Source organism: Formosa sp. Hel1_33_131, assembly GCF_001735745.1.
Lineage (GTDB): Bacteria > Bacteroidota > Bacteroidia > Flavobacteriales > Flavobacteriaceae > Hel1-33-131.
In genome coordinates this window covers 1,044,092-1,067,212 of record NZ_CP017260.1, presented here as the reverse complement: position 1 = coordinate 1,067,212, position 23,121 = coordinate 1,044,092, and the positions used below count along the sequence as shown (strand labels likewise).

Annotated in this window: 21 protein-coding genes; 13 read left to right on the top strand and 8 right to left on the bottom strand. The window is 35.9% G+C overall.

From position 1 onward, the window contains the following. Positions 1-29: 29 nt before the first annotated feature. Both FORMB_RS04755 and FORMB_RS04750 read right to left on the bottom strand, forming a co-directional pair. Entirely contained in the window at positions 30-644 is a 615-nt protein-coding gene (locus FORMB_RS04755; protein ID WP_069676364.1) for a deoxynucleoside kinase, read from the bottom strand. Positions 645-648: 4 nt separating this feature from the next. Then, the gene (locus FORMB_RS04750) at positions 649-1,428 is read right to left on the bottom strand and encodes a hypothetical protein (protein ID WP_069676363.1); all 780 of its coding nucleotides are present in this window, start codon (positions 1,426-1,428) and stop codon (positions 649-651) included. An 89-nt stretch (positions 1,429-1,517) separates the two neighbouring features. Here FORMB_RS04750 and FORMB_RS04745 point away from each other — a divergent pair, with 89 nt between their 5' ends. From FORMB_RS04745 to FORMB_RS04735, 3 genes are all read left to right on the top strand, one after another. After that, a complete protein-coding gene (locus tag FORMB_RS04745) occupies positions 1,518-2,309 on the top strand; it encodes a GLPGLI family protein (protein WP_069676362.1) in 792 nt (263 codons plus the stop codon). Positions 2,310-2,392: 83 nt separating this feature from the next. Beyond that, positions 2,393-3,265 carry a GLPGLI family protein gene (locus tag FORMB_RS04740; RefSeq protein WP_069677900.1) on the top strand — a complete coding sequence of 291 codons (873 nt, stop codon included), beginning with the start codon at positions 2,393-2,395 and terminating at the stop codon, positions 3,263-3,265. 25 nt (positions 3,266-3,290) lie between these two features. Next, a complete protein-coding gene (locus FORMB_RS04735; RefSeq protein WP_069676361.1) occupies positions 3,291-6,002 on the top strand; it encodes an outer membrane beta-barrel protein in 2,712 nt (903 codons plus the stop codon). A 165-nt stretch (positions 6,003-6,167) separates the two neighbouring features. Here FORMB_RS04735 and FORMB_RS04730 read toward each other — a convergent pair whose 3' ends face one another. Then, complete coding sequence (locus tag FORMB_RS04730; protein WP_069676360.1) at positions 6,168-6,533, bottom strand: hypothetical protein; 366 nt, start codon at positions 6,531-6,533, stop codon at positions 6,168-6,170. 93 nt (positions 6,534-6,626) lie between these two features. Between FORMB_RS04730 and FORMB_RS04725 the strand changes: the two genes are divergently transcribed. After that, entirely contained in the window at positions 6,627-7,877 is a 1,251-nt protein-coding gene (locus FORMB_RS04725; protein WP_069676359.1) for a hypothetical protein, read from the top strand. Positions 7,878-7,883: 6 nt separating this feature from the next. Here the strand turns inward: FORMB_RS04725 and metK are convergent, their stop codons facing one another. Next, the gene (gene metK, locus FORMB_RS04720) at positions 7,884-9,134 is read right to left on the bottom strand and encodes a methionine adenosyltransferase (protein ID WP_069677899.1); all 1,251 of its coding nucleotides are present in this window, start codon (positions 9,132-9,134) and stop codon (positions 7,884-7,886) included. A 217-nt stretch (positions 9,135-9,351) separates the two neighbouring features. Between metK and FORMB_RS04715 the strand changes: the two genes are divergently transcribed. The 6 genes from FORMB_RS04715 (at position 9,352) to FORMB_RS04690 (ending at position 15,458) form a co-directional block, all read left to right on the top strand. Further along, positions 9,352-10,443, top strand: a complete 1,092-nt coding sequence (locus FORMB_RS04715) for an acyloxyacyl hydrolase (RefSeq protein ID WP_069676358.1) — start codon at positions 9,352-9,354, stop codon at positions 10,441-10,443. 1 nt (position 10,444) lies between these two features. Next, complete coding sequence (locus tag FORMB_RS04710; RefSeq protein WP_069676357.1) at positions 10,445-11,191, top strand: head GIN domain-containing protein; 747 nt, start codon at positions 10,445-10,447, stop codon at positions 11,189-11,191. A gap of 354 nt (positions 11,192-11,545) precedes the next feature. Then, the gene (locus FORMB_RS04705; protein WP_069676356.1) at positions 11,546-12,373 is read left to right on the top strand and encodes a prephenate dehydratase; all 828 of its coding nucleotides are present in this window, start codon (positions 11,546-11,548) and stop codon (positions 12,371-12,373) included. Continuing rightward, positions 12,373-13,515: a pyridoxal phosphate-dependent aminotransferase gene (locus FORMB_RS04700; protein WP_069676355.1), complete on the top strand. Its 1,143-nt coding sequence runs from the start codon at positions 12,373-12,375 to the stop codon at positions 13,513-13,515. Before FORMB_RS04705 ends, FORMB_RS04700 begins: the two co-directional genes overlap by 1 nt. Beyond that, complete coding sequence (locus FORMB_RS04695) at positions 13,512-14,363, top strand: prephenate dehydrogenase (RefSeq protein WP_069676354.1); 852 nt, start codon at positions 13,512-13,514, stop codon at positions 14,361-14,363. The genes FORMB_RS04700 and FORMB_RS04695 overlap by 4 nt, the downstream gene beginning before the upstream one ends. A gap of 12 nt (positions 14,364-14,375) precedes the next feature. Further along, the gene (locus FORMB_RS04690; protein ID WP_069676353.1) at positions 14,376-15,458 is read left to right on the top strand and encodes a bifunctional 3-deoxy-7-phosphoheptulonate synthase/chorismate mutase type II; all 1,083 of its coding nucleotides are present in this window, start codon (positions 14,376-14,378) and stop codon (positions 15,456-15,458) included. Between the two features lie 165 nt (positions 15,459-15,623). Here the strand turns inward: FORMB_RS04690 and FORMB_RS04685 are convergent, their stop codons facing one another. The 4 genes from FORMB_RS04685 to FORMB_RS04670 form a co-directional block, all read right to left on the bottom strand. Further along, complete coding sequence (locus FORMB_RS04685; protein ID WP_069676352.1) at positions 15,624-16,637, bottom strand: nucleotidyl transferase AbiEii/AbiGii toxin family protein; 1,014 nt, start codon at positions 16,635-16,637, stop codon at positions 15,624-15,626. A 2-nt stretch (positions 16,638-16,639) separates the two neighbouring features. Continuing rightward, on the bottom strand, positions 16,640-17,230 hold the full coding sequence (locus FORMB_RS04680) for a DUF6088 family protein (RefSeq protein WP_069676351.1): 591 nt from the start codon (positions 17,228-17,230) through the stop codon (positions 16,640-16,642). Between the two features lie 299 nt (positions 17,231-17,529). Next, a complete protein-coding gene (locus FORMB_RS04675) occupies positions 17,530-18,387 on the bottom strand; it encodes a hypothetical protein (RefSeq protein ID WP_157498075.1) in 858 nt (285 codons plus the stop codon). 421 nt (positions 18,388-18,808) lie between these two features. Then, positions 18,809-19,615, bottom strand: a complete 807-nt coding sequence (locus FORMB_RS04670) for a hypothetical protein (protein WP_069676349.1) — start codon at positions 19,613-19,615, stop codon at positions 18,809-18,811. An 85-nt stretch (positions 19,616-19,700) separates the two neighbouring features. Between FORMB_RS04670 and rsgA the strand changes: the two genes are divergently transcribed. From rsgA to FORMB_RS04655, 3 genes are all read left to right on the top strand, one after another. Next, positions 19,701-20,651 (top strand): ribosome small subunit-dependent GTPase A, encoded by a 951-nt coding sequence (gene rsgA / locus FORMB_RS04665; RefSeq protein WP_069676348.1) that lies wholly within the window; start codon positions 19,701-19,703, stop codon positions 20,649-20,651. Continuing rightward, a complete protein-coding gene (dtd, locus tag FORMB_RS04660; protein ID WP_069676347.1) occupies positions 20,648-21,103 on the top strand; it encodes a D-aminoacyl-tRNA deacylase in 456 nt (151 codons plus the stop codon). Before rsgA ends, dtd begins: the two co-directional genes overlap by 4 nt. A gap of 271 nt (positions 21,104-21,374) precedes the next feature. Next, positions 21,375-23,120: a DUF3857 domain-containing protein gene (locus FORMB_RS04655; RefSeq protein WP_197493497.1), complete on the top strand. Its 1,746-nt coding sequence runs from the start codon at positions 21,375-21,377 to the stop codon at positions 23,118-23,120. Position 23,121: the final 1 nt, after the last annotated feature.

Sequence of the window (23,121 nt, the reverse complement as noted above, 5' to 3'; positions counted from 1 at the left end):
TTTTTTTGGTTTATAAAGTAAGGCTGTTATTAAAACAAACCGTTTATTTCAGCATCAATTTTGTTAATGATAAAACCAAGGTCTTCTTCATTTTCAACAAAATCTAAATTATCCACATCAATGATCAGTAACTTCCCTTTAGCGTAGCCATGGATCCAAGCTTCGTAGCGCTCATTTAAACGGCTCAGGTAATCAATACTTATAGAATTCTCATAATCACGTCCACGCTTGTGAATTTGAGACACAAGGTTCGGAATAGAGCTTCTCAAATAAATGATCAAATCTGGACTTTGTACCAAAGATTCCATAAGTCCAAAAAGAGAGGAGTAATTTTCAAAATCGCGATTGGTCATCAAGCCCATCGCATGTAAGTTCGGAGCAAAGATATTGGCGTCTTCATAAATCGTACGGTCCTGAATAATGTCTTTTCCGCTTTCGCGAATTTGCAACACCTGACGGAATCTACTGTTTAAAAAATACACTTGGAGGTTAAAACTCCAACGTTCCATTTGGTTATAGAAATCATCTAAATAGGGGTTGTCCACCACATCTTCTAGTTGGGCTTCCCATTTGTAATGTTTCGCGAGTAATTGGGTTAAGGTTGTCTTTCCTGCCCCGATGTTTCCGGCAATTGCAACATGCATAATATCAATTGTTTAATAGTTGGTAGTGATGAAGAAATTCTTCGTCATAAATATACAAGGTTTGGTTGGTTACAAAAAACTGTTTTACTAAAATTTTAGGGAAGTTTAAAATCAAAAACGTATCGCTGTTTTTTTGTTTATAGTAAATCATGTTTTCTTTCAATAAAAATAGAATGCCATTCCAGAGTTTTAAATCTGTAAATCCCGTATGTGATAGCTTCGAAATCAAGCTCCCCATATAATTATAGCAATGCAATTCAGTTTCTAAAAGTACCCAACAATAATTGTAGTCACTGTCCAATGCGAGAATCTCATTTTGAAACGGACCTGTTTTAACCCGTGTTTTAGAAGTGTTGTAATCGAACAACTCTAATTGAAGGGTGTTCGAATCAAACAACCAAAAAGTGGTGTCATTTCCATTTGAAATGTGCGAAAGCGTTCGCAAAGGACTTAAGGTATTAAAGTCAATAGTAATCAGTTCTGCTAATCGGTTATCTAAAAGAGTGACACTATTAAAATCTTTATAAAACAGAGCGAGTTTGAGCGCATTAAATACAGAAACTTCCTCAATAGCCCCTTTGTCTAAATTGCTATAATTTTGAAGTCCTTGACTGTTTTTTTTAAAAAGAGTATTTGATTTCAGAAAATAAATAGACTCAAAGGAATCGACTCCAACAAAGGTGTCCCATTCAAAAGGTGTGGACGTTGTCAGGTCGGCACTTAAGGAAGTTTGACTGAACCCCAAACAGTTAAAAAACAGTATTAAATATAAAGTATGTTTCATTCTGACTCGAAAAGTACAAATTTTTTTGTTACGAATTTGAAACATTTTAGGACTTAGTTCGTCTTATAGATGTATCAAATCAAAAAGCTATGAACACAAACATCAAAATTGCATTTTTACTTTTCTTTACGACGGCTTCACTAATAGCCCAAGATTTTCAAGGGGTTGCTACCTACAAAACCCAGCGTAAATTAGACATCAAACTCGACAGTACACAGACAGAAGGGATGCAAGATCAGATTATGGCAATGCTCAAAAAGCAATTTGAAAAAACATATATTTTAACGTTCAATAAAGAGGAATCTCTTTACAAAGAAGATGAATCTCTAGCACCACCATCTACAGGAGGAGCGATGGTATTTGTTTCGGTTATGGGTGGTTCTGGGGAATTGTATAAAAACATGAAGGAGCAGCGTTATGTCAAACAAAGCGACTTGCTTGGAAAGGTGTTTTTGGTTCAGGATTCTTTAAAAACAAACGCATGGAAACTGCAAGGCGAGACCAAAAACATTGGCACCTATACCTGCTTTAAAGCAACACTCGAGCGCGAAGTAGATTCAGACATGGACGACGGTTCTAAAAAAATGCAAACAGTCACGGCATGGTACACACCACAAATCCCTGTGAGTAATGGCCCCGAAGAATTTCAAGGATTGCCAGGGCTTATTTTAGAAATAAGCTACGATTCACAAATCATTTTATGCAGTAAGATTTCTTTAAACCCCACAAAACAAATTAAGATTAAACAACCGACGAGCGGAACGGCTGTAAATCAGTCGGAATTTGATGCCATTATGATCAAAAAGATGAAAGAAATGGAATCTCAAAACCATCGTGGTGGTGACGGTGATCACGTGATTGAACTTAAAATAGGAGGTTAGATTTATGAGTAATTTAACGGTATATGATTAAACAATATGTAATTTCGTTAAACAAATTAGATATTAAATTAACATTCCTAATTATGATTTTTAGAACTAAAACCCCTTTTATTGGGCTTATACTGTTGCTATTCTCAACCCTTAGCTTCTCACAAAATTTTCAAGGTAAAGCCTATTATTTTTCCAAAACATCCGCTGATATGGATGGCTGGGGCGGTCGAAAAATGAGTGAAGATCAAAAAAAACAAATTGCAGACCGCATGCGCAACATGTTAGAGAAAACCTATATTTTGACCTTTGACAGAGAAGCCTCTACTTATAAAGAAGAAGAGCTGCTAGAAGCCCCCGGCGGAGGGCGTGGGTTTGGTATGTGGGGCAGTAGTTTTACTGCGGGAATGCAATATAAAAACATTAAATCTCAACAATTTTTGCAAGACCAAGAATTTTTTGGAAAGCAATTTCTAATCACAGATTCTTTAGCGAAGCTCGATTGGAAATTAGGAACCGAAACAAAACAAATTGGTCAATATCTTTGTATGAAAGCCACCGCCATTAAAACTGTGGACGAATTCGATTGGCGTAGTATGCGAAGGAAACCGAAATCCAAAGAAGTTAAAGAGGGCGAAGTCAAAAAAGATTCTACCGTAACTGCTGTTTCTGAGGACCTAGAAATTCCAAAACAAATTGAAGTCACAGCATGGTACACGCCACAAATTCCTGTGAGTCAAGGCCCAGGAGATTTTTGGGGACTTCCGGGGTTAATCCTTGAAGTGAATACAGATAAGACCACTATTTTATGCTCAAAAATCATACTCAACCCACAAGAAAAAGTTGAGATCAAAGCTCCAGAAAAGGGCGATGTGGTTTCACGAAAAGAGTACAATGAGACGGTCAAGAACAAGATGGAAGAAATGCGCTCCATGTATGGAGGTCGTAGAAACAACCGTCGAAATTAAGTACATCCAAATTAACTAAATTTTTATGAAGAATTTTATTACAACCATATTCCTGTCAATCAGTATTGCCGGGTTTTCTCAGGTAAAACTAGAAGGTGTTATTAAAGACAGCCTAGGAAGTCCCTTAGAATTAGCAAATGTCATCGCCATTAATAAAGCGACTAAATCCTTAGATTCCTATGGCATCACCAATGACAAAGGGAGGTTCCGTTTGGATTTAAAAAAGAATACCATCTATACCATTCAAGCCAGTTATATTGGAATGAAATCTTTAGACGAAGTCTTAGAAACGAAAGAAGAAAACATTGATAAAGACTTCACGCTTTTTGAGGACAATTCCTTGGATGAAGTGGAGTTGGTGTATGAAATGCCGGTTACCATCAGTGGAGATACCTTGGTGTACAATGCAGATTCTTTTAATACGGGTACCGAACGAAAACTAGAAGATGTATTGAAAAACCTACCCGGAGTCGAAATCAATGACGATGGTCAAGTAGAGGTCGAAGGGAAGGTTGTAAATAAATTAATGGTCGAAGGAAAAGATTTCTTTGATGGCGATACCAAATTAGCCACTAAAAACATACCATCCAGTGCGGTGGATAAAGTACAAGTATTGAAAAACTATGCTGAGGTGGGGCAATTGGGAGGCGTTACTAATAACCAAGACAACATCGCCATAAACATCAAATTAAAAGATGGGAAGAAAAACTTCTGGTTTGGAAATATCACCGCTGGTGCAGGAGATTCAGAAGCGAATTCACTGTATTTAGTCCAACCAAAATTGTTTTATTACAGTCCCGAATACAGTGTCAATTTTATAGGAGACATCAATAATATCGGAGAGGTTGCCTTTTCTCGTCGAGACTATTTCAACTTTTCGGGTGGTTTTCGATCGCCAAGTCAAAGCAGTGGAACCAGTTTGAGTTTAGGGAATAATGACATTGGATTTTTATTGCTTCAAAATAACCGCGCCAAAGATATCAAGACAAAGTTTGGAGCAGCCAATTTTAGTTGGTCTCCAAAAAAGACTTTGGACATTGGAGGATTTGCTATTTTTTCGAACAGTAAAAACGAACTGCAAGAAAATAGAAGCGTTCAATATACAGACGCACCTGAGGGATTCTCTGATGAGGATACCCAAAGTAATACCACACAGAACAACGATTTAGGCATGCTGAAGCTAACCACAAAGTACCAACCAAACGCGAGTAATCAACTCGAATATGAAGCCCTTGGAAACTTGTCTAAAAGCACCCAAGACCAACGCTTCAATTCTTCTTTAAATGGAAATATCGATCAGTTGGAAAACACCAATCCGTTTAGTTTTAATCAGAGTTTAAATTATTATTATACCCTCAATGAAACCAATATTTTTGCTTTTGAAGCCCAGCATCTGATAAAAGATGAAGACCCTTTTTACAATGCGATTCTTGAAGATAAATTGAATTATGAAGGCACCGCAAACAGTTTGGGTTTAGACGGCGCTCAACTGGATTATAACTTTGGTCAAGAAAAACGGGTACAGTCCAATCAAGTGGATGCCAAACTGGATTATTGGAACATCGTAAACAAAAAAAGCAACATCAACCTGACCCTTGGAACCATTTTGAGTCACCAACAATTTGACTCTCACATTTTTCAATATTTAGACGACCAAACTGAAATTAACCCGACTCCTGGAGTCGCAGGTGTGGCAGCAACCAACGATATAGCTTATAACTTCTCGGATGTGTATTTAGGATTTCATTACCGTTTAAAGTCAGGTAAATTCACCTTTACGCCAGGCGTAGCAGCGCATGCTTATGCGATTTCAAACACCCAGACCGGGACGAAGACCACGGATAATTTTTTCAGATTTTTACCCGACATGAATGTAATTTTTCAAATCAAAAAGAGTGAAACCTTGAATTTAAGTTACCGCATGCAGACACAGTTTACGGACGTATCACAGTTTGCGAGTGGCTTGGTGCTGAACAACTACAACTCCTTATTTTCGGGGTCTCCAGACTTGCAAAGTGCGCTTACGCACAATGTGAATTTGTCTTATTATAGTTTCAATATGTTTAACTACACCAACGTATTTGCGAATATCAATTATAACAAAAGTATCGACAATGTCCGAACAGTGTCTGAGTTTGTACCAGGAAGTGTGATTCGTGTATCGACACCTTTTAACTCTAATTTTGCAGATGAAAGTTTATCTGCCAATGGACGTTTCCAGCGGACTTTTGGAAAGTTGAGAGCCTCTGTTAGAGCGAATTTGAATTACTCTAAATTCAATCAGGTTGTACAAGGCCGACCTTCTGTGAACGAAAGCTTCTCACAAACCTACAGAGCACAATTGCGTACCAATTTTAGAACGGCTCCGAATGTCGATCTAAGCTACCGTTACTCTATTCAGGATAATAATTTGGGACCTAACACTACCAAGTTTTTCACAAAAAGTCCTTCTATCGAAATTGATGCACTGATTTTAAAAGCGTTTACGTTTAAAACGGATTTTTCATACAACGACTTTAGCGATGAAGACCGCACGATTAATACCTACGAATTTTGGAATGCATCCTTGTCGTACAGAAAAGATGAAGATGCCAAATTTGAATACGAGATCAAAGCAACGAACTTGTTAGACACCCGCTCTCAAAATCAGAGCAGCGCCTCCAACATCTCGGTAAGTGCGACGGAATATTTCATACAACCCCGTTATGTGACCTTTCGAGTGCGTTATGAATTGTAACCGACGCTCAACGATTTAAACCAAAAAAACCCGACTGTGGGTCGGATTTTTTTGACTAACTAACTTAAAATAAATCCTGTTTAAGGATCGTAGGGTAATAAAGCTCTGTAATTGATTCATAATGGGTTCATAACATCAAAAATAACTCTACTCGTTTTTCTCCATTTATGTTAAAAGCAACTCTAGGTGAGTACCTTCCGTTTTGACATCGACTCCTAGCAGTCTCGCATGTGAAATAAAATTTGATAAATTCTCTTGCTCCCACTGATTACAAACAACAATTTTAGTACCATCACCCAATGTAATTGGGGTATTTATATGGTAGTTTGATTCGTTTTTCTTATCAATATCAGTCAATTTTCTAATAACCCCTTTGCCGCCTTGCAAGTCATCAAACCAAACTTTTTGCAACACGCTAAAACTCATTTTAGTTTTATAACTATAATTTTCTACTATTTTCTGAACCAATCTGGATTTACTTAGGGTTTTTACGATGCCTTTAACGGCGTATGTTGTGTTGCCTCTTACCATTATATTTAGTTTGATTGTTGTCCAAAACTCAAATATATTCAATATAAATGTTATATTTGGTTCATAATTGATTCATAATACCAAAAATCAGCTATGATTGATGTTCTAAAAAAAAGAATTGAAGAAAAAATTGGAAGATCCGTAGCAACTCGGGGCGATTGTGAATTGGTTTCGAATGCGATTACTGAAACGCTAGATATTGACATAAGTTACAGTACCATTAGACGCTTGTATGGTTTGGCTCCTTACACCAAGCCAAACATTAAAACGACAAACACCTTAGCTCAATTTATTGGATATAAAAACTACATTCATTTTACGCAAACGCATCTGTATAAAGAGAAAATTGATTTGTCTCAGATCACCTACAAAGCGGTTTACGATGGGGATGAAGCCGCAATTATTGCCTTAGTGAAATCCACCAAAAAAAGTCTTGAAGATTTCACGGGTTTTATCGTCTTATTAATTAGAGAATTGCTTCATGTTAGAAGCTACCGTTTAATAGATGAGTTGTTCAAATTGAAAGAGCTCGCTTTTGAGAATTTTTCCTATTCAGAAGTATTGTATTTAGGAAATTCATTAGGATTGTTAGTACGAAAGCAACCTGAACTTGACACGGTATTGCTTAAAAATACCAATTTTTTACAATGTGTCTATTTAACCTTTGTAGATTATTCTAATTTGAATGGCTATTATGGGAGTTGGACAGAAACCATTGACCGCAATCCCCCCACAAAAGAAATAACGGTATTCACCTCTGCAATTTTAGAGTTTAAAAATTTTCTAAATCATAAAAAGGTGGTGGATCGTCACAAAGATTTAATTTTCTCAACGGATTTAAATCCTATTCTGTGCAGTCGTTTGTTAGCCTTAAAACTACTGGTAAATGAACCCAAAAACACATCGGAAATTTTAAACACCTATCATAAAGTTCACTTAAAAAAATCTAATAAACTAGACTATTATTACGAGTTGCACACCACGGCGATACTCACTAAGAACCAACAGCTGATGGTGTTTCTAATTGATAAAATGGCCATAGATCAGAAGCCTGATTTTTATTATCAAAAAAACCACTTGAATTTCTGCTATTTGATGTGTGCATTTTATTACAAAATACAGGAAGATACGTTGAACGAGAAAAAATACATCCGTCTTTTTAGTCTAGACGATTGTCACTATAGCTATCAAGAATTTATCACGATTATACATCAAATTTATGTATTTGGAACTACGAAAACGACCTCCAAAAAGAAACTCATAAAGAAGAACTATACCGACCTAAGTACGCAATTAAACTACCCCTATTTTTCGGAAGATTTTTTAATGAATTATTTTAACTAAAAACAGTTAAATTCCAAAAGCCTCTTTAATCACATCGACATAATCTAGTTTTTCCCACGTAAACAATTCAACCTCCAAAGTCAAACTTTCGCCATTCGGTTGATGAAAGGTTTTAGTCACTGTCTTGTGTTCACGACCCATGTGACCATAAGCCGCTGTTTCGCTATAAATGGGCCTGCGGAGTTTTAAACGTTTTTCGATCGCTGCCGGACGTAAATCAAATAGTTTTGAGATGTGATCTGCAATTTCACCATCCGTTAAATTAAAAGGGCTGGTGCCATAAGTATCCACAAAAACACCCATAGGTTCTGCAACGCCAATGGCATAACTCACTTGCACCAAGACTTCCGAACAAAGTCCTGCTGCTACCATATTTTTAGCAATGTGACGCGTGGCATAAGCCGCACTACGGTCCACCTTACTTGGGTCTTTTCCAGAGAATGCACCGCCACCATGCGCGCCTTTACCGCCATAAGTATCAACGATAATTTTTCGACCCGTAAGACCTGTATCGCCATGAGGCCCTCCAATCACAAACTTACCTGTTGGGTTGATGTGATACGTAATCTGGTCATTAAATAAATCTTGAATATGCGAAGGCAGTTTTGCAACCACTCTAGGGATTAATTTTGTTTTTAAATCCTCTCGAATTTTTGCCAACATAGCCGTCTCTTCGTCAAAATCATCGTGTTGGGTAGAAATCACAATCGCATCAATTCTATTTGGTGTATTATCATCATCATATTCAATGGTCACCTGACTTTTAGAATCGGGTCTTATATAAGTGATATCGGTGCCTTCGCGGCGCATGGCTGCGAGTTCAATTAAGATACGGTGCGATAAATCCAATGCCAACGGCATATAGTTTTCGGTTTCATTTGTGGCATATCCAAACATCATTCCTTGATCGCCAGCACCCTGTTCTTCAGCGCCTCTGTCCACCCCTCTGTTGATGTCTTCGGATTGCTCATGAATTGCTGAAAGCACTCCACAAGAGTTGCCATCAAACATATATTCTCCTTTGGTATAACCAATTTTGTTGATGGTATCGCGTGCAATTTTTTGCACATCCAGATAGGTGTTAGATTTAACTTCTCCAGCTAAAAATACTTGACCAGTGGTCACCAAAGTTTCACAAGCTACTTTTGAGTCTGGGTCAAACGCTAAAAAATGATCGATTAAAGCATCACTAATTTGGTCGGCAACCTTGTCTGGGTGGCCTTCTGAAACGCTTTCGGATGTAAATAAATAACTCATAAACAGTGTTTTATGAGAACAAAAAATAGGATTGCGGGCTAATGGAGTAGTACGTACTGCTTTAGCTTTTTTTAATGAGGTTGCAATCAGATCAAATTTGTCCTCGGTATTAAGCCACAAACTTACTAAATATTGGATGAATAAAAAAGTTATATTCCACATCTCTACAATAGGTATTTAAATATTTACTTTACTTTTACGGTCTTATTATTTTGAAATGAATCGGTTTCTAGGTTGTTTTTTTGGATGTATGGTCTTCTTTGGTTTTTCGCAGGAAAATCAAAGCAGCAGCTTTGTAGATGTTAATTATTTCAAAGGAAACATTCCGGTTCATAATACCAATATATTACATCTTATTAAAGGCCATCCAGAAGGAATTATACTGGGATGGAACCACCGAACAGATGGAAAAAAGGAGTGGCAGCAACGCTATAATTACCCAGATTATGGAGCCTCTTTTATGTATCAAGATCTAAAAAATGAGGTACTCGGAAATACATTTGGGTTTTACGGTCATTTTAATTTTTACTTCTTCAAACGCCGATTGATGCTGCGCGTTGGGCAAGGGATTGTAGTTGCGTCAAACCCGTATGATAAAAATTCAAACCCAAAAAACGTTGCATTTGGATCCAAATTATTAGGCAGTCCCTATCTGATGTTAAACTATAAAAAACCAAACCTATTAGGTCCTATCGGACTTCAAACAGGATTGGTGTTCTTTCACGCCTCCAATGGAAGTTTTAAATCTCCCAACACAAGTGTAAATACCATCTCATTAAATATTGGCTTGAATTATGATTTAGATACAAAGGAAATCGTCTACGAAGAGTCCGTAGAACACCCAGCGGTCTCCACAGCGTTCAAATACAATTTTGTCCTGCGCTCTGGTCTCAGTCAAACAGATGTGGTAGGAAGTGAACAATTTCCATTTTATACACTTTCAGCCTATGTGGACAAGCGTATTAATTTTTTCAGTGCATTTCAAGTGGGGGTAGAAGCGTTCTTTTCAAAGGCTTTACAAGAAGAAATCCACTACCGAAGTGTTGCATTTCCTGAACAACCATCAGACCCGGATGCCGACTATAAACGCATTGGTGGATTTTTGGGTTATGAATTATTTATAAATAACTGGTCGCTTGTCACTCAGGCGGGATATTACCTGTATTACCCCTATGAATTTGAAGGACGTATCTATAATAGAATCGGTTTAAAATATTATTTTAATGAAAAATGGTTTGGGGCTTTTTCTGTCAAATCCCATTTAGCGAAAGCAGAAACCCTTGAATTTGGAATAGGAATACGATTGTAATATGAACAGATTATTTTATACACTAGTGTTATTGGTCTTTTTTTCTTGCGATAAAGAAGATGCTTGGGGGTGCATTCAAACTTCAGGAGCGCCAGTAACTCAAGAACTGATTGTTGATCCTTTTGAAAAAATACTTGTCAATAGAGATATTGAATTGGTGATTAAACAAGGAGCAGATTATAAAGTTGAAATTCAAACAGGGGAAAATCTGCTTGGTACGATGGAAGTCATCGTTGTAGATAATGAACTACAATTAACAGATCCTAACAGTTGTAACTACGTCAGAGACTATGGAATTACCAAAATGATCGTAACCACCCCTGTTCTGAAAGCAATAAGGAGTAACACTCAGTATTTGACATCCTCAGATGGAGTCTTAAGCTTTGAAAGTCTATCTCTTGTTTCTGAGGATTATAATTCGAGTTATCTAAGTATTGGGGATTTTAATATGACTGTAGATACACAAAGCATCAGAGTCGTTGCTAATAATTTATCAACATTCACAATTTCAGGAGATACAGAAACGCTGTCTGTATTTTTTGCGGCTGGACTCTGTGAGTTTAAGGGCGCGGACCTCATTGCACAAGACGTCACTATATTCCAAAGAAGTAGCCACGATATCATTGTAAATCCTCAACAATCTTTAAACGTCGATATCAGAAGTACAGGGGATGTCATTAGTATTCATACCCCGCCCGTGGTTGAAGTTCAGGAGTATTACACCGGTCGCTTGCTGTTTTTGGATTGATTAGATTCACTAAATAGCACATTTTGAAGTTGTTCTAAGCGGAGTCGTCCAAAAACACCTAAAATCAATTCTCCAAAAAAAGGTCTTAAAAATATATTTTATCGATTTCAGGCCTATTTTCATTGAATTATCAATAAATTTTCTAAACAAGTCACAAAAAAAAGAAATTAAGTTTTTTTATGTAGAAAATATATATACTTTAGCTTCCAATTACAAAATGATGACAACAGTAAATTACATTTTTTATAGCTTTTATTATTTCTTTTTCAGAAAAGAAATCGAAGCACTGTGTATGTAATTTATCAATATAAATTTTAAATATAAGTCTCGATGTAAACATCGGGATTTTTTTTTATGACAAAAAAAGTAGCCATACAAGGAGTTGAAGGGTCGTTCCATCACATTGTTTCTCAAACATATTTTGAGGAATCCGTTGAGGTACAACCCTATCTTTCATTTAGTGAAGTTGTGGAGAGTTTAATTTCCAAAACCTCGGACGTGGCTATCATGGCGTTAGAGAATTCCATTGCGGGCTCCATCATTCCGAATTATGCATACATCAACGATCAGGATTTACACATTACAGGAGAGTGTTTTTTAGAAATACAACACAATCTAATGGCACTCAAAGGACAATCGATTCAAGACATCAAAGAAGTTTTTTCGCATCCCATGGCGTTGTTACAATGTAAAGAATTTTTCAAACAATACCCCCATATAAAATTAATTGAAGACACCGATACTGCCGAGGTTGCCAAACGAATTTCAGAGGGTCAACTTCAAGGCGTTGCCGCCATTGCGAGTGTACAAGCCGCTCAACTATTTGGGTTGGAGATTCTCGCAAAAAGCATTCAAACGATAAAGCACAACGAAACTCGATTTGTCATTGTAGAAAGAAACCAAATTGAACAAAATACAGCAACAACAAATAAAGCCTCTGTCAAATTCCTATTGGATCACAAACGTGGAAGCTTGGCAGCAATGCTGAATGTGATGAGTGATTGTAATTTGAATTTAACAAAAATACAATCCTTACCAAAAATTGATACCCCTTGGAAATATGCCTTTTTTGTGGACATCACTTTTGAGAAGTTCTCCGATTATGAAAAGGGCAAAGCCATTATGAAACTCATGGCGGAAGAATTTAAAATTTTAGGGGAATATAAAAACGCAAAAAAATAATGGTTACTGCCAATCGATTACATACCGTTGAAGAATACTACTTTTCTAAAAAATTAAGAGAGGTCAATGCCATGAAGGCTGCCGGTGCTCCCATCATCAATTTAGGCATCGGAAGTCCTGATTTGGCGCCACCAAAAGCCGTCATTTCTGCCATTACAGACAGTCTGACGGACGCCTCAGCTCATAAATATCAAAGTTATCAAGGACTTCCAGAACTTCGATCGGCCATGGCAGATTTTTATCAAACCCATTACAACGTAAGTCTAAATTCTGAAAATGAAATTTTACCTCTCATAGGGAGTAAAGAAGGAATTATGCATATTTCAATGGCGTACCTCAATGAAGGCGATGCCGTTTTAATTCCAAATCCAGGCTATCCAACCTACACTTCGGTCACGAAATTAGTAGGTGCGGACCCTGTTTTTTATGATTTAAAAGCAAGCTCCAATTGGCAACCAGATTTAGCAGCTTTAGAAGCGATGGATTTGTCCAAGGTAAAAATCATGTGGGTCAATTATCCACACATGCCGACAGGGACTTTAGGCGATCAAACCGTATTAAAAGCATTGGTTGATTTCGCTCAAAAACATTCTATTTTACTCATCAATGACAACCCTTATAGTTTTATTTTAAATGAACATCCTTCTAGTATTTTCAATATTGAAGGTGCAAAAGACGTCTGTTTAGAACTAAATTCTTTAAGTAAAACGTTCAATATGGCCGGCTGGCGTGTGGGAATGTTAACAGGTTCAGCAGCACATTTACAGAATGTCATTAAAGTTAAAAGTAATATGGATTCGGGAATGTTTTACGGGATTCAAAAAGGCGCGATTGAAGCCCTCAACAGTTCAAAAAATTGGTTTACGGATTTAAATAAAATCTATGCGGAACGTCGTCAGCTTGTGTGGGAATTAGCCACCGCTCTCAACTGTACGTTTGAAACTTCAACTTCAGGAATGTTTGTATGGGCCAAATTACCATCGGGTTTGAAATCAGAAACATTTATCGACACTCTATTACAAGAGCATCATGTATTTATTGCGCCAGGGACCATTTTTGGCAGCAATGGCGAAGGCTACGTTCGGTTCTCATTGTGTGCGCCAAAAGAGAGTATTCAATCTGCCATAAAACGCGTCTTATGAAACAGGTAAGCATCATAGGGATTGGATTGATTGGTGGCAGTTTTGCGTTGGATTTAAAACACTATATTTCAGGAGTTCGCATCACAGGAATTGATCAAAATGAAACGCATTTATCAGAAGCTTTAGAACTTGAGATCATTGACCAAATAGGGGATTTAAACAGCCTTGTGGACGCAGATCTCGTGGTGTTGGCAATTCCCGTAAATGCAGCACTAGAAGTATTGCCTGAGGTTTTAAATTTAATCTCAGACCAAGCAGTCGTGATTGATATGGGTTCTACCAAAGAAGCGATTTGCAAGGCGGTGTCCACACATCCAAAACGGACTCAATTTTTAGCAACACACCCCATTGCGGGAACTGAATTCTCAGGGCCTTCCGCAGCGATCAAAGGCTTGTTTGAGAATAAGACCAACATCATTTGTGAGGTCGAAAAAACCTTGCCAGCTTTAGGAGAAGTGGTTTTAACACTGTTTAAAAATATGGGAATGCATCTGCGTTTTATGCCGGCGAAAGACCATGATAAACACATTGCGTATGTGTCGCATTTGTCACACATCAGTTCATTTATGCTGGGGAAAACGGTGATTGATAAAGAAAAAAACGAACGCGATATTTTTGATATGGCAGGCAGTGGATTTGAATCTACCGTGCGATTGGCTAAAAGTTCACCCGATATGTGGACGCCTATTTTTGAACAAAATAAAGCCAATGTTATAGAGACGCTTACAGAGTACATTCAGAATTTAAATCAATTTAAAGCTTATATGGAGCAAGACAATTTTGAAGCTGTACACAACGAAATGAAAAACACAAATCATATAAAACAAATATTAAAAGGAATTGCTTAATAATAACAAAAAATGGAAAACAAAAAAGAACTAGGAAATTGGTTAAATGAGTTAAATCTCGACCACCCTTTAGTAATCGCTGGCCCTTGTAGTGCCGAGACAGAAGAACAAGTATTGCGAATTGCGCATGAGCTTAAAGATACCGATGTAAGCTATTACCGTGCAGGAATTTGGAAACCGAGAACCCGTCCAGGAAATTTTGAAGGTGTGGGCGCATTGGGTCTCAAATGGCTTCAAAAAGTAAAGGCGGAAACGGGTTTAAAAACAGCAACGGAAGTTGCCAACAGAGCCCATGTAGAATTGGCTTTGGAACACGACATCGATTTGCTATGGATTGGCGCTCGCTCTACAGTGAGCCCATTTATTGTACAAGAAATTGCGGATGCCTTACAGGGTACGGACAAAATTGTACTGGTTAAAAATCCAGTGAATCCAGATTTAGCTTTGTGGTTAGGTGCCGTGGAGCGTTTGGCAACAGCGGATATTAAAAATTTAGGAGTGATTCATAGAGGATTTTCATCGTATGAAAAAACAAAATACAGAAACACGCCAGAATGGCAAATGGCGATTGAACTGCAAACAAAGTTTCCAGACCTTCCATTGATCAACGATCCTTCTCATATTACAGGAAATCGCGATATGATTTTTGATGTATCTCAAACGGCATTGGACTTGAATTTTGATGGTCTGATGATCGAAACCCATTTTGATCCTGACAACGCCTGGAGTGATGCGGCACAACAAGTAACGCCAGCATCATTGGTTCAAATTATGAAAGATTTAAAAATCAGAAAAGAATCGACCCCAGAAGTGGCTTACAACGATCAGCTTAAAAATTTACGGGCTCAAATAGATGTGATGGACAACCAATTGCTTGAAACCTTAGGAAAGCGAATGAAAGTTTCTGAAAGTATTGGCGCTCTTAAAAAACAAGAAAACGTGGCGGTGTTACAAAGCAAACGTTGGAATGAGATTTTAGGGAAGATGGTTCTTGAAGGAGAACAACACAATTTGAGTGAAGAGTTTATTCTCAAACTGTTTAAAGCAGTACACCAAGAATCGATCAACCATCAAGAATTGATCTTGAATAAATAAAACAAAAAAGGCTCGCGATGCGGGCCTTTTTTTATGTTCTGCTAAGTCAGGACTTTGCAGCTGGTAATAATGTTGCCACCACGCTATAGCGTGGTTGGGATGTGTTAGCACACGAATGGATTCGTGCGGTAGCCTTTAGATTAGCAAAACAGAAATAACCTTAAATTAAAATCGTGGTAATGATGATGAAATTGTTTTAATTCTGTCGTTTAATTCAGCTATGCGTTCCATTAATTTGCCGAAAGATAAAGTAGTCCCATAAAACATACTTTCTTGCATGGTTCTATAGTCTTTTTCCCAATCTTTAACTGTTTTTTCTGGTGGTAGAATGTTAATTAATTGAGGGCTGTGGTTTGCGTACTCAATTCCTCTTATTGCATTGAAATTCTTTCTGTGTTCTATAATTGTATCGTATAATTCAATAGCTTTCAAAGCATCTGTACCGTGAATTGTATCCATTAGTTTTTCTAAATCATACAAATGACGACTCATTCTTTCTACTCTTATAAACTTAGTGTCCTTTTGGAATTCCTCATGCAATAGGAATATTTTCTCCAAAAAGGTTCGCTTAGGAGAAACAACAGGTATTGTTATTTCTGTTTCAGCAAATGGGAGTTCTCTAAATCCTTCAGATACCATAGAAATAATGGCTTTATTTTCTACAGGTTCCATTAAGGAACGTGCGCCAACTTCTATCAACACTCTAGGTCTTAAATAGTCAGATGTTTCTGTTAAAGATTTATATCGTAATTCAATAACTAAGGGATCGGTGTCTGTATCTTTTGTTTCTTGAATAACTAATTCATAATCTGTAACACCTAGTTTAATTAAAGCATGATTAATGTCATTATAGAATTCATTCCCAATAAAGGAACAGGATACTTTGCGTAATTTTTTAACTTGAGTTTTACTCAATTGGCCTTCAAAACCTAAATGTTTTCTGTCAATTACCAAGTCAATATCTTCTGAAAAACGTTCAATTAAATTCCATGCTTTACTTAAAGATGTACCACCTTTAAAAACAATGTGTTTTGAATAAGACAATGAAAATATAATATTCAATGATAAAGTTACCCACCAATCCTTTTCAACTGCAGAGGATGGAAGTCCAGTTTTTTCACTGACTTGATTGAATATGTTTAGTTTATCTTTATTATTAAGTTGTATAAACGCTTTCATATTTAATTCTTCATGATTTTTGATATCCAAACAGGAGCTAGTTTAGCATCATGTTTTATAATTTCTTGTTTTTCTTTTTCAAGATGTATTTTAATTTTTTCTAATTGGGCTGCTGTTACATTGTCTTTTCCAATTTCCTTAAGAGCTTGAATAATTAAACTTGTAATTTCTCCTTTTACAGCTAAGTTTTTTGGAGATGTTCGCTTGAGCTTTATTGTTCTTTTACCAACCAATATACTTCTTGGAGCTCCGTCAGTTAAGAAAACAATATTCATTGGAATTTGAGTTGATAATCCTAATTTATTAAGAGCTGTTGTTCCTGTTGGGATAATTCGTGCTTTATCTCGTTCTGCAATTGCAACTGCAATTTCTTCTATTGTAGGACATAAAACTCCTAAAAGTTTGTCTTGTTTTGGATATAAATATATTCCATGAGCTAGTCTTACTAAGAATTTTTTGTTTTCAAGTCTTAATAATGATTTTTTCACAACTTCAACATTTCCTATATCATCAAAGTTAGATGGGAATAGAATACGCCCTTTTTTCATTGATTTTATTTCGTTTTCAATTCTAGTTTGAACTGATTTAGTCATTGTTCGCTTATTTATGTCCCAAATTTAGTAATTATTTGGGACAACTACCTAATTTATGTAGAATATTATTATTGGAGTGGGTAGGAAAGTGAAAGCTCTTTTGATTTTGTGAGGTAGGAGCAAAATAAAATGTACTTGAATGTGCGGTTGGCTTTTTTCTCAGCTTGTGCCTAACGTGTTTGTGTATGATTTCGTTGTGTGTTTCAGCAACTAATTTAGCAAATACAAACCGAATAGAAAATCTGCTAGGATTTCGTAAGTATGATAAAACTAGTCATTAATGATACACGGAGTTGGCATTAGTAATTTTCAGCGGAAAACTCTTTCAAAGTCTTCAAATTTTCATCTGATTTAAATTTCCAGCTTAATAAACCAGAATAATTTTCTCCAAAGTCTGTTTCAGTTTCTAAATTGAATAAATCTGTTTCAAATTCTTTATAAATGTTATCATATATTTTTTTAGCAAATTTCAGCCATTTGTCTTCTGAATTAATATCTGCTTTTTGAAATTCACTTCTCATTTTTCTAGAATAAAACTCTAATAAATCAAACTTCACTTGATTATATTCAAGAAGATATTTATTCTTTTTTAAAGGCTGAATATATGAGCAATCAAATAAAAAAACAGGAGTAATATCGACTTTACCTTTACCTTTAGGGAAATTCATTTCATTAAAATCGACATCTATGTAACCGCAAAAGAAAGAAGATTTGTCAATTTTCGGTGTGCCTCTAAACAATTCCCATTCTAGTTTGTTTTTTTTACTCCATACAAATTCTGTCTGATAATTTTCTATATTTTTTAATTTATAAACTATAAATTTTATACGATGACAAGTTGACCAAGTGTTAGGTAATTTATGTTCAATAATTTTAACAGAATTTCCACCAAATATTCTCGCTTTTTGCTTTGCTAAATTTTTTACTTTATCATAACTACAATCAAAAGTTAGTCCACCATCATTTATCTCAAACAACCCTATTTTAACATCATCATTGCCTATAACTATATTTTCATTTTCTTCAATGATTACTATACTTTCTGTTAGTGGAAGTGCTTGTAGTTTTCGTTCAACATTCTCTTTTATTTTCATGGAACTACATCCAAAAAAAAGAAATAGTAATATTATTTTTGGTATTGTTAATTTTTTTATCATTCGCTTTTTTATTAATGCATAACTACTGTATATAAACCACTAGTGGTGCTTATCATTATATCTTGTTTGGAGTGGTTCAATGCATCCCAAATCGGCGTGTATTGTACCACTCTAGTTCCCAAGTGTATTTTGTAATTCAAATAAAACAATATCTAAAACTTCGGTCAAATTACTTTTGAAGATTTAGATTTGGGGTCTTCATCACTCAAACTTATAACATATATTTAAATCTCCCAAAAAAACAGCTGACAAATCTTAATTTAAATAGCTGACAGATAATTACTTGCATTTTAAAACAAATAAATTATAGAGGTAGAAAACCTTCAAAATTTCGCACAAAAAAACCCCGCGAAGCGCACTCCACGGGGGTTTGATTTATTTTATAATAATACGTATAACCTACATTCTAGGCTCTGAATTGTTATTTAATAGAGAAATCAAATACAGACTGATTTTCACGTCCGTTAGGTACATTTCCTTGGTAAATAAAGCAATACTCTCCTGGCTCTAAACCTTCAGGAACCACTGTAAATTTATTGTTTCCAATCGTTTCAATCTTAAAAGCAATGGATGCTTTTGGATCGATCCCATTACTGCTTGTAAACATATTGGATTTTGAAGTAATTACTTCTCTTAAGTTTTTAGACTTTTTCACTCTCATTTTTACCAGTACAAACTCATTTGGAGAGGTTGCAACTCTAAACCACCAGTTAAACAAACTTTGGCTTTCTCCTTGGAAATTTTGCATATTATCACCGCCTGTTGCGGGGTCAAAGATAAATGTAAACTCTGGAGATCTTGATTTAATCACATTGTTAGATGTTCTTTTTGGTAATTGCGATTTTACTTTCGCGTTGATCAAACCAGAAACTAACTGTTGTGCAACCGCATTTTGATTCGTTCCTGAAAATACAGAAGCTAAAATAGGTTTTAGAGAATCGTCTGCCGCTAAATAATAAATCCCTGTTTTGGATTTTGTGCTAAACTCAGCTTTTTGCATCACTAAGGCGATCACCTCAGAAGATACTCCAGACTCTTTTAGTTTTGACAGTGCCGTAATAGAAGAATCAAAATCAACATCCGAAGAGTTAATTTTGCTTAAAATAATGGTTTCATCAAAACCTAATTCTTTCATTTGAATGATCGAGGCATTGGTGATAACCTCTTGCGCATTAGCGAATTGTAATGCGACTGTAAGTAGCAAAACAAATAGTGTTGTTTTTTTCATATCTAAAGTTAAATTGGATTTCAAAGGTAGAACAAAATATATTAAAAAGAAATGTGTTTCTTTGTTAAGATATTTAAAATCAAGAATGACAGGAATTGTATATAAGTCTACAGGGAGTTGGTACTCTATTAAATCTCTGGAAGGGGATTTCTACGAGTGCCGTATCAAAGGGAAATTCCGAATTCAGGGAATTAAAAGCACCAATCCACTTGCGGTTGGCGATCGTGTGGATTTTGATTTAGAAACAAGTAACAATACCCAAACAGGGGTCATCACAACAATTCATCCGCGCACCAACTACATCGTTCGGAAATCGGTCAACCTTTCTAAGCAAACCCACATCATTGCGAGTAATATTGACCAAGTGTTTTTGTTAATTACCATCGATAGCCCTCCGACGTTCACAAGTTTTATTGATCGTTTTTTAGCGACTACCGAAGCCTATGCCATTAAAGCCGTTTTACTTTTTAATAAAGCAGATGTGAATGACGAAGCCACTCAAAACATTGTACACGAATTATCTGAACTCTACGAGAATATTGGCTATCCATGTTTAAGTATTTCTGCTTTAACAGGCGAGAATATCGAAGCGGTTAAAACCTTGATGACTGGAAAGTCAAGCATGTTTGCGGGACATTCAGGGGTTGGAAAATCGACCTTAGTAAATGCGATTGAGCCCGGTTTAAATATCAAAACCAAAGAAATTTCAGAGCAACACAAGCAAGGACAACACACCACAACCTTTGCTGAAATGTTTGATTTGAGTTTTGACGCTCGAATTATAGACACGCCCGGCATCAAAGGATTTGGCGTCGTGGATATGGAACCTGCTGAAGTGGATCATTATTTTCCTGAGTTATTTGCCTTAAAACAATCTTGTAAATTTCATAACTGTCTGCATTTACACGAACCTCAATGTGCGGTCAAATTAGCACTCGAAAACGGCGAAGTCTCAGCTTCCCGCTATAAAAGTTATACCCAAATTTTGGAAGGCGACGACGAACATTACCGAACGGATAATTACGAGCCAAAATGAGAGCAGTCATTCAAAGAGTGACGGAAGCCAGTGTGACCATTGACGGAACCAAAGTGGCGAATATCGCTTCTGGATTATTAGTGCTTTTAGGAATTATGGATGCCGATACTACAGAAGACATTCAATGGTTGAGCAACAAATTGACAAATCTCCGTATTTTTAATGATGCCGAAGGCGTGATGAATACTTCTCTAAAAGACAGCAACGGATCGGCGATTGTGGTGAGTCAGTTTACACTGTACGCACAAACCAAAAAAGGCAACCGCCCCAGTTATATCAAAGCTGCCAAACCCGAAATTGCAAAACCCCTTTACGAGCAATTTGTTCGTCAATTTGAAACAGATTTAGGACAGACCGTCCAAACAGGCGCGTTTGGTGCAGACATGAAAGTCGCTCTTCTGAATGATGGTCCTGTCACAATTATTATGGATTCAAAAGCGCGGGATCTATAATTTTTTTTTATATTTATTGCAAATAATATTTTTATACCCCAACCTATCAAAATATTTCAGTTGAAATCATACCCTTTTTCACCCGTAAACCTACTTTATTATGTCCTTCAGAAAGCTCATAGGCTTTTGCCTTTTACTTAATGCGTTTTTAGTTTATTCTCAAGACCGTCCAGAATTATCCGTATCTCATATAGATGAAGCGATGATGGATAACGCAAATGCGGTTGTAAGACTCAATGAGGTTATTGTATCGTTGAAATCTTCCAGCCAGATGTCTGTTAAAGAAAAACGAATTATAACCATATTAAATAAAAAAGGAAACGAAAACATAGACGCCTTTGTGTATTATGATAGAAATGTTAAAATTAAAACCCTTCAAGTTTTAGCTTTTGATGCTTTAGGAAATCAAATAAAAAAAATAAAAAAGAATGATTTTAAAGATGTGAGTGCTGTAGATGGAGGCACTCTATATTCTGATTCAAGAGTAAAATATTTAGAATACACTCCAATTGACTATCCTTATACAATACAATTCACCTGCGAAACTACCACAGGCAATACTGCTTTTATTCCTTCATTTGTACCAATTGATGATTACTTTGTAAGTACAGAAGTAAGCACTTATGCGTTAAATTACCCCACAAATATTACCATTAGAAAGAAAGAGAAAAATATTGAAAATAGAGATATTGAAATAGAGGCGGTCGCGGGCAGAATATTTTATAAAACTAAAAACATGAATGCTCTTAAACCAGAAGAGTACAGTCCATCAATGGTAGATTTTGCTCCAAAAATTTTGGTAGCAGCAAATGAATTTACTTATGAGGGGGTTTATGCTGAAGCTGAAAACTGGAATGATTTTGGGAAATGGGTATATTTTGATTTAATAGAAAGTACTATTGATTTACCTGAAAGTACAGCTGTTTATATTCAAGATTTAGTAAAAGATGAGAAAACTGATATAGGTAAGGCGAAAAAAATATATCAATACGTTCAAGATAAGGTTAGGTATATAAGTGTCCAAGTTGGTATTGGTGGCTGGAAACCTTTTAATGCATCAGAAGTAGATCGGTTAGGTTATGGGGATTGTAAAGGATTAACTAATTATACTATGTCACTATTAAAAGCTGTTGGAGTTAATTCAAATTTCACTTTACTTTTTGCAGGGAACTCTCAGAGAGATATTGAAAAAGACTTTACAATAATGCAAGCGAATCATGCAATATTATCAATTCCCCAAAAAAACAAAGAAGATATCTGGTTAGAATGTACCAATCAAAAACTACCATTTGGTTTTATTGGCGACTTTACTGACAATAGAGATGTGTTAGTAATTACTCCACAAGGGGGTCAGATAAAACACACCAAAAAATATACGACAGAGGAAAACACTCAGCTTATAAAAGCGAATTACAAAGTATTTGATGATGGTACTATTGATGTAAATGCAACCCTTAAATCTAAAGGAATTCAGTACGATGATAAATATTGGTTAGAAACTGAAACCGAGAGAGATTTAGATAAGCATTACAAGAATCGCTGGGGGTATATTAATGATATTTCTATCAATGAAATATCTATTGTTAATGACAAAGAGAGTATTGTGTTTAACGAAACGGTAAGATTTAAAGCTATAAACTATTCTAAAATAATTGCGAATAGAATGCTTTTAACAGTTAATGCCTTAAACAGAAACACACATATACCTGACCGCTACAGAAACAGGAAACTGCCGCTAAAAATTAAAAGAGGCTTTAAAGATATTGATGAGGTAGAAATTACATTGCCACAAAACTACAAAGTAGAATCGTTGCCAAATAAAAAAATAATTGAAAACAAATTTGGCAGTTATAAATCAGAAGTAATCGCTAAAGACGAAAATACGTTAATTTATAAAAGAGAATTTGTTGTGAGCGATGGCGAATTCCCTAAAGAAGACTATAGTAGTTTTAGAGATTTTTATAAAGAAGTTTCAAAACAAGATACCTCAAAAATAGCATTAATTAAAAAAGAATAAT

Excerpts from the sequence above, each read along its gene's own strand:
- FORMB_RS04685 (WP_069676352.1), bottom strand. The coding sequence starts at position 16,637 with ATGAAAGCGTTTATACAACTTAATAATAAAGATAAACTAAACATATTC.
- FORMB_RS04740 (WP_069677900.1), top strand. The coding sequence starts at position 2,393 with ATGATTTTTAGAACTAAAACCCCTTTTATTGGGCTTATACTGTTGCTA.
- FORMB_RS04745 (WP_069676362.1), top strand. The coding sequence starts at position 1,518 with ATGAACACAAACATCAAAATTGCATTTTTACTTTTCTTTACGACGGCT.
- FORMB_RS04730 (WP_069676360.1), bottom strand. The coding sequence starts at position 6,533 with ATGGTAAGAGGCAACACAACATACGCCGTTAAAGGCATCGTAAAAACC.
- FORMB_RS04695 (WP_069676354.1), top strand. The coding sequence starts at position 13,512 with ATGAAACAGGTAAGCATCATAGGGATTGGATTGATTGGTGGCAGTTTT.
- FORMB_RS04725 (WP_069676359.1), top strand. The coding sequence starts at position 6,627 with ATGATTGATGTTCTAAAAAAAAGAATTGAAGAAAAAATTGGAAGATCC.
- FORMB_RS04655 (WP_197493497.1), top strand. The coding sequence starts at position 21,375 with ATGTCTGTTAAAGAAAAACGAATTATAACCATATTAAATAAAAAAGGA.
- FORMB_RS04705 (WP_069676356.1), top strand. The coding sequence starts at position 11,546 with ATGACAAAAAAAGTAGCCATACAAGGAGTTGAAGGGTCGTTCCATCAC.
- FORMB_RS04690 (WP_069676353.1), top strand. The coding sequence starts at position 14,376 with ATGGAAAACAAAAAAGAACTAGGAAATTGGTTAAATGAGTTAAATCTC.
- FORMB_RS04680 (WP_069676351.1), bottom strand. The coding sequence starts at position 17,230 with ATGACTAAATCAGTTCAAACTAGAATTGAAAACGAAATAAAATCAATG.
- metK (WP_069677899.1), bottom strand. The coding sequence starts at position 9,134 with ATGAGTTATTTATTTACATCCGAAAGCGTTTCAGAAGGCCACCCAGAC.
- FORMB_RS04750 (WP_069676363.1), bottom strand. The coding sequence starts at position 1,428 with ATGAAACATACTTTATATTTAATACTGTTTTTTAACTGTTTGGGGTTC.
- FORMB_RS04755 (WP_069676364.1), bottom strand. The coding sequence starts at position 644 with ATGCATGTTGCAATTGCCGGAAACATCGGGGCAGGAAAGACAACCTTA.
- FORMB_RS04710 (WP_069676357.1), top strand. The coding sequence starts at position 10,445 with ATGAACAGATTATTTTATACACTAGTGTTATTGGTCTTTTTTTCTTGC.
- rsgA (WP_069676348.1), top strand. The coding sequence starts at position 19,701 with ATGACAGGAATTGTATATAAGTCTACAGGGAGTTGGTACTCTATTAAA.
- FORMB_RS04700 (WP_069676355.1), top strand. The coding sequence starts at position 12,373 with ATGGTTACTGCCAATCGATTACATACCGTTGAAGAATACTACTTTTCT.
- dtd (WP_069676347.1), top strand. The coding sequence starts at position 20,648 with ATGAGAGCAGTCATTCAAAGAGTGACGGAAGCCAGTGTGACCATTGAC.
- FORMB_RS04670 (WP_069676349.1), bottom strand. The coding sequence starts at position 19,615 with ATGAAAAAAACAACACTATTTGTTTTGCTACTTACAGTCGCATTACAA.
- FORMB_RS04675 (WP_157498075.1), bottom strand. The coding sequence starts at position 18,387 with ATGATAAAAAAATTAACAATACCAAAAATAATATTACTATTTCTTTTT.
- FORMB_RS04735 (WP_069676361.1), top strand. The coding sequence starts at position 3,291 with ATGAAGAATTTTATTACAACCATATTCCTGTCAATCAGTATTGCCGGG.
- FORMB_RS04715 (WP_069676358.1), top strand. The coding sequence starts at position 9,352 with ATGAATCGGTTTCTAGGTTGTTTTTTTGGATGTATGGTCTTCTTTGGT.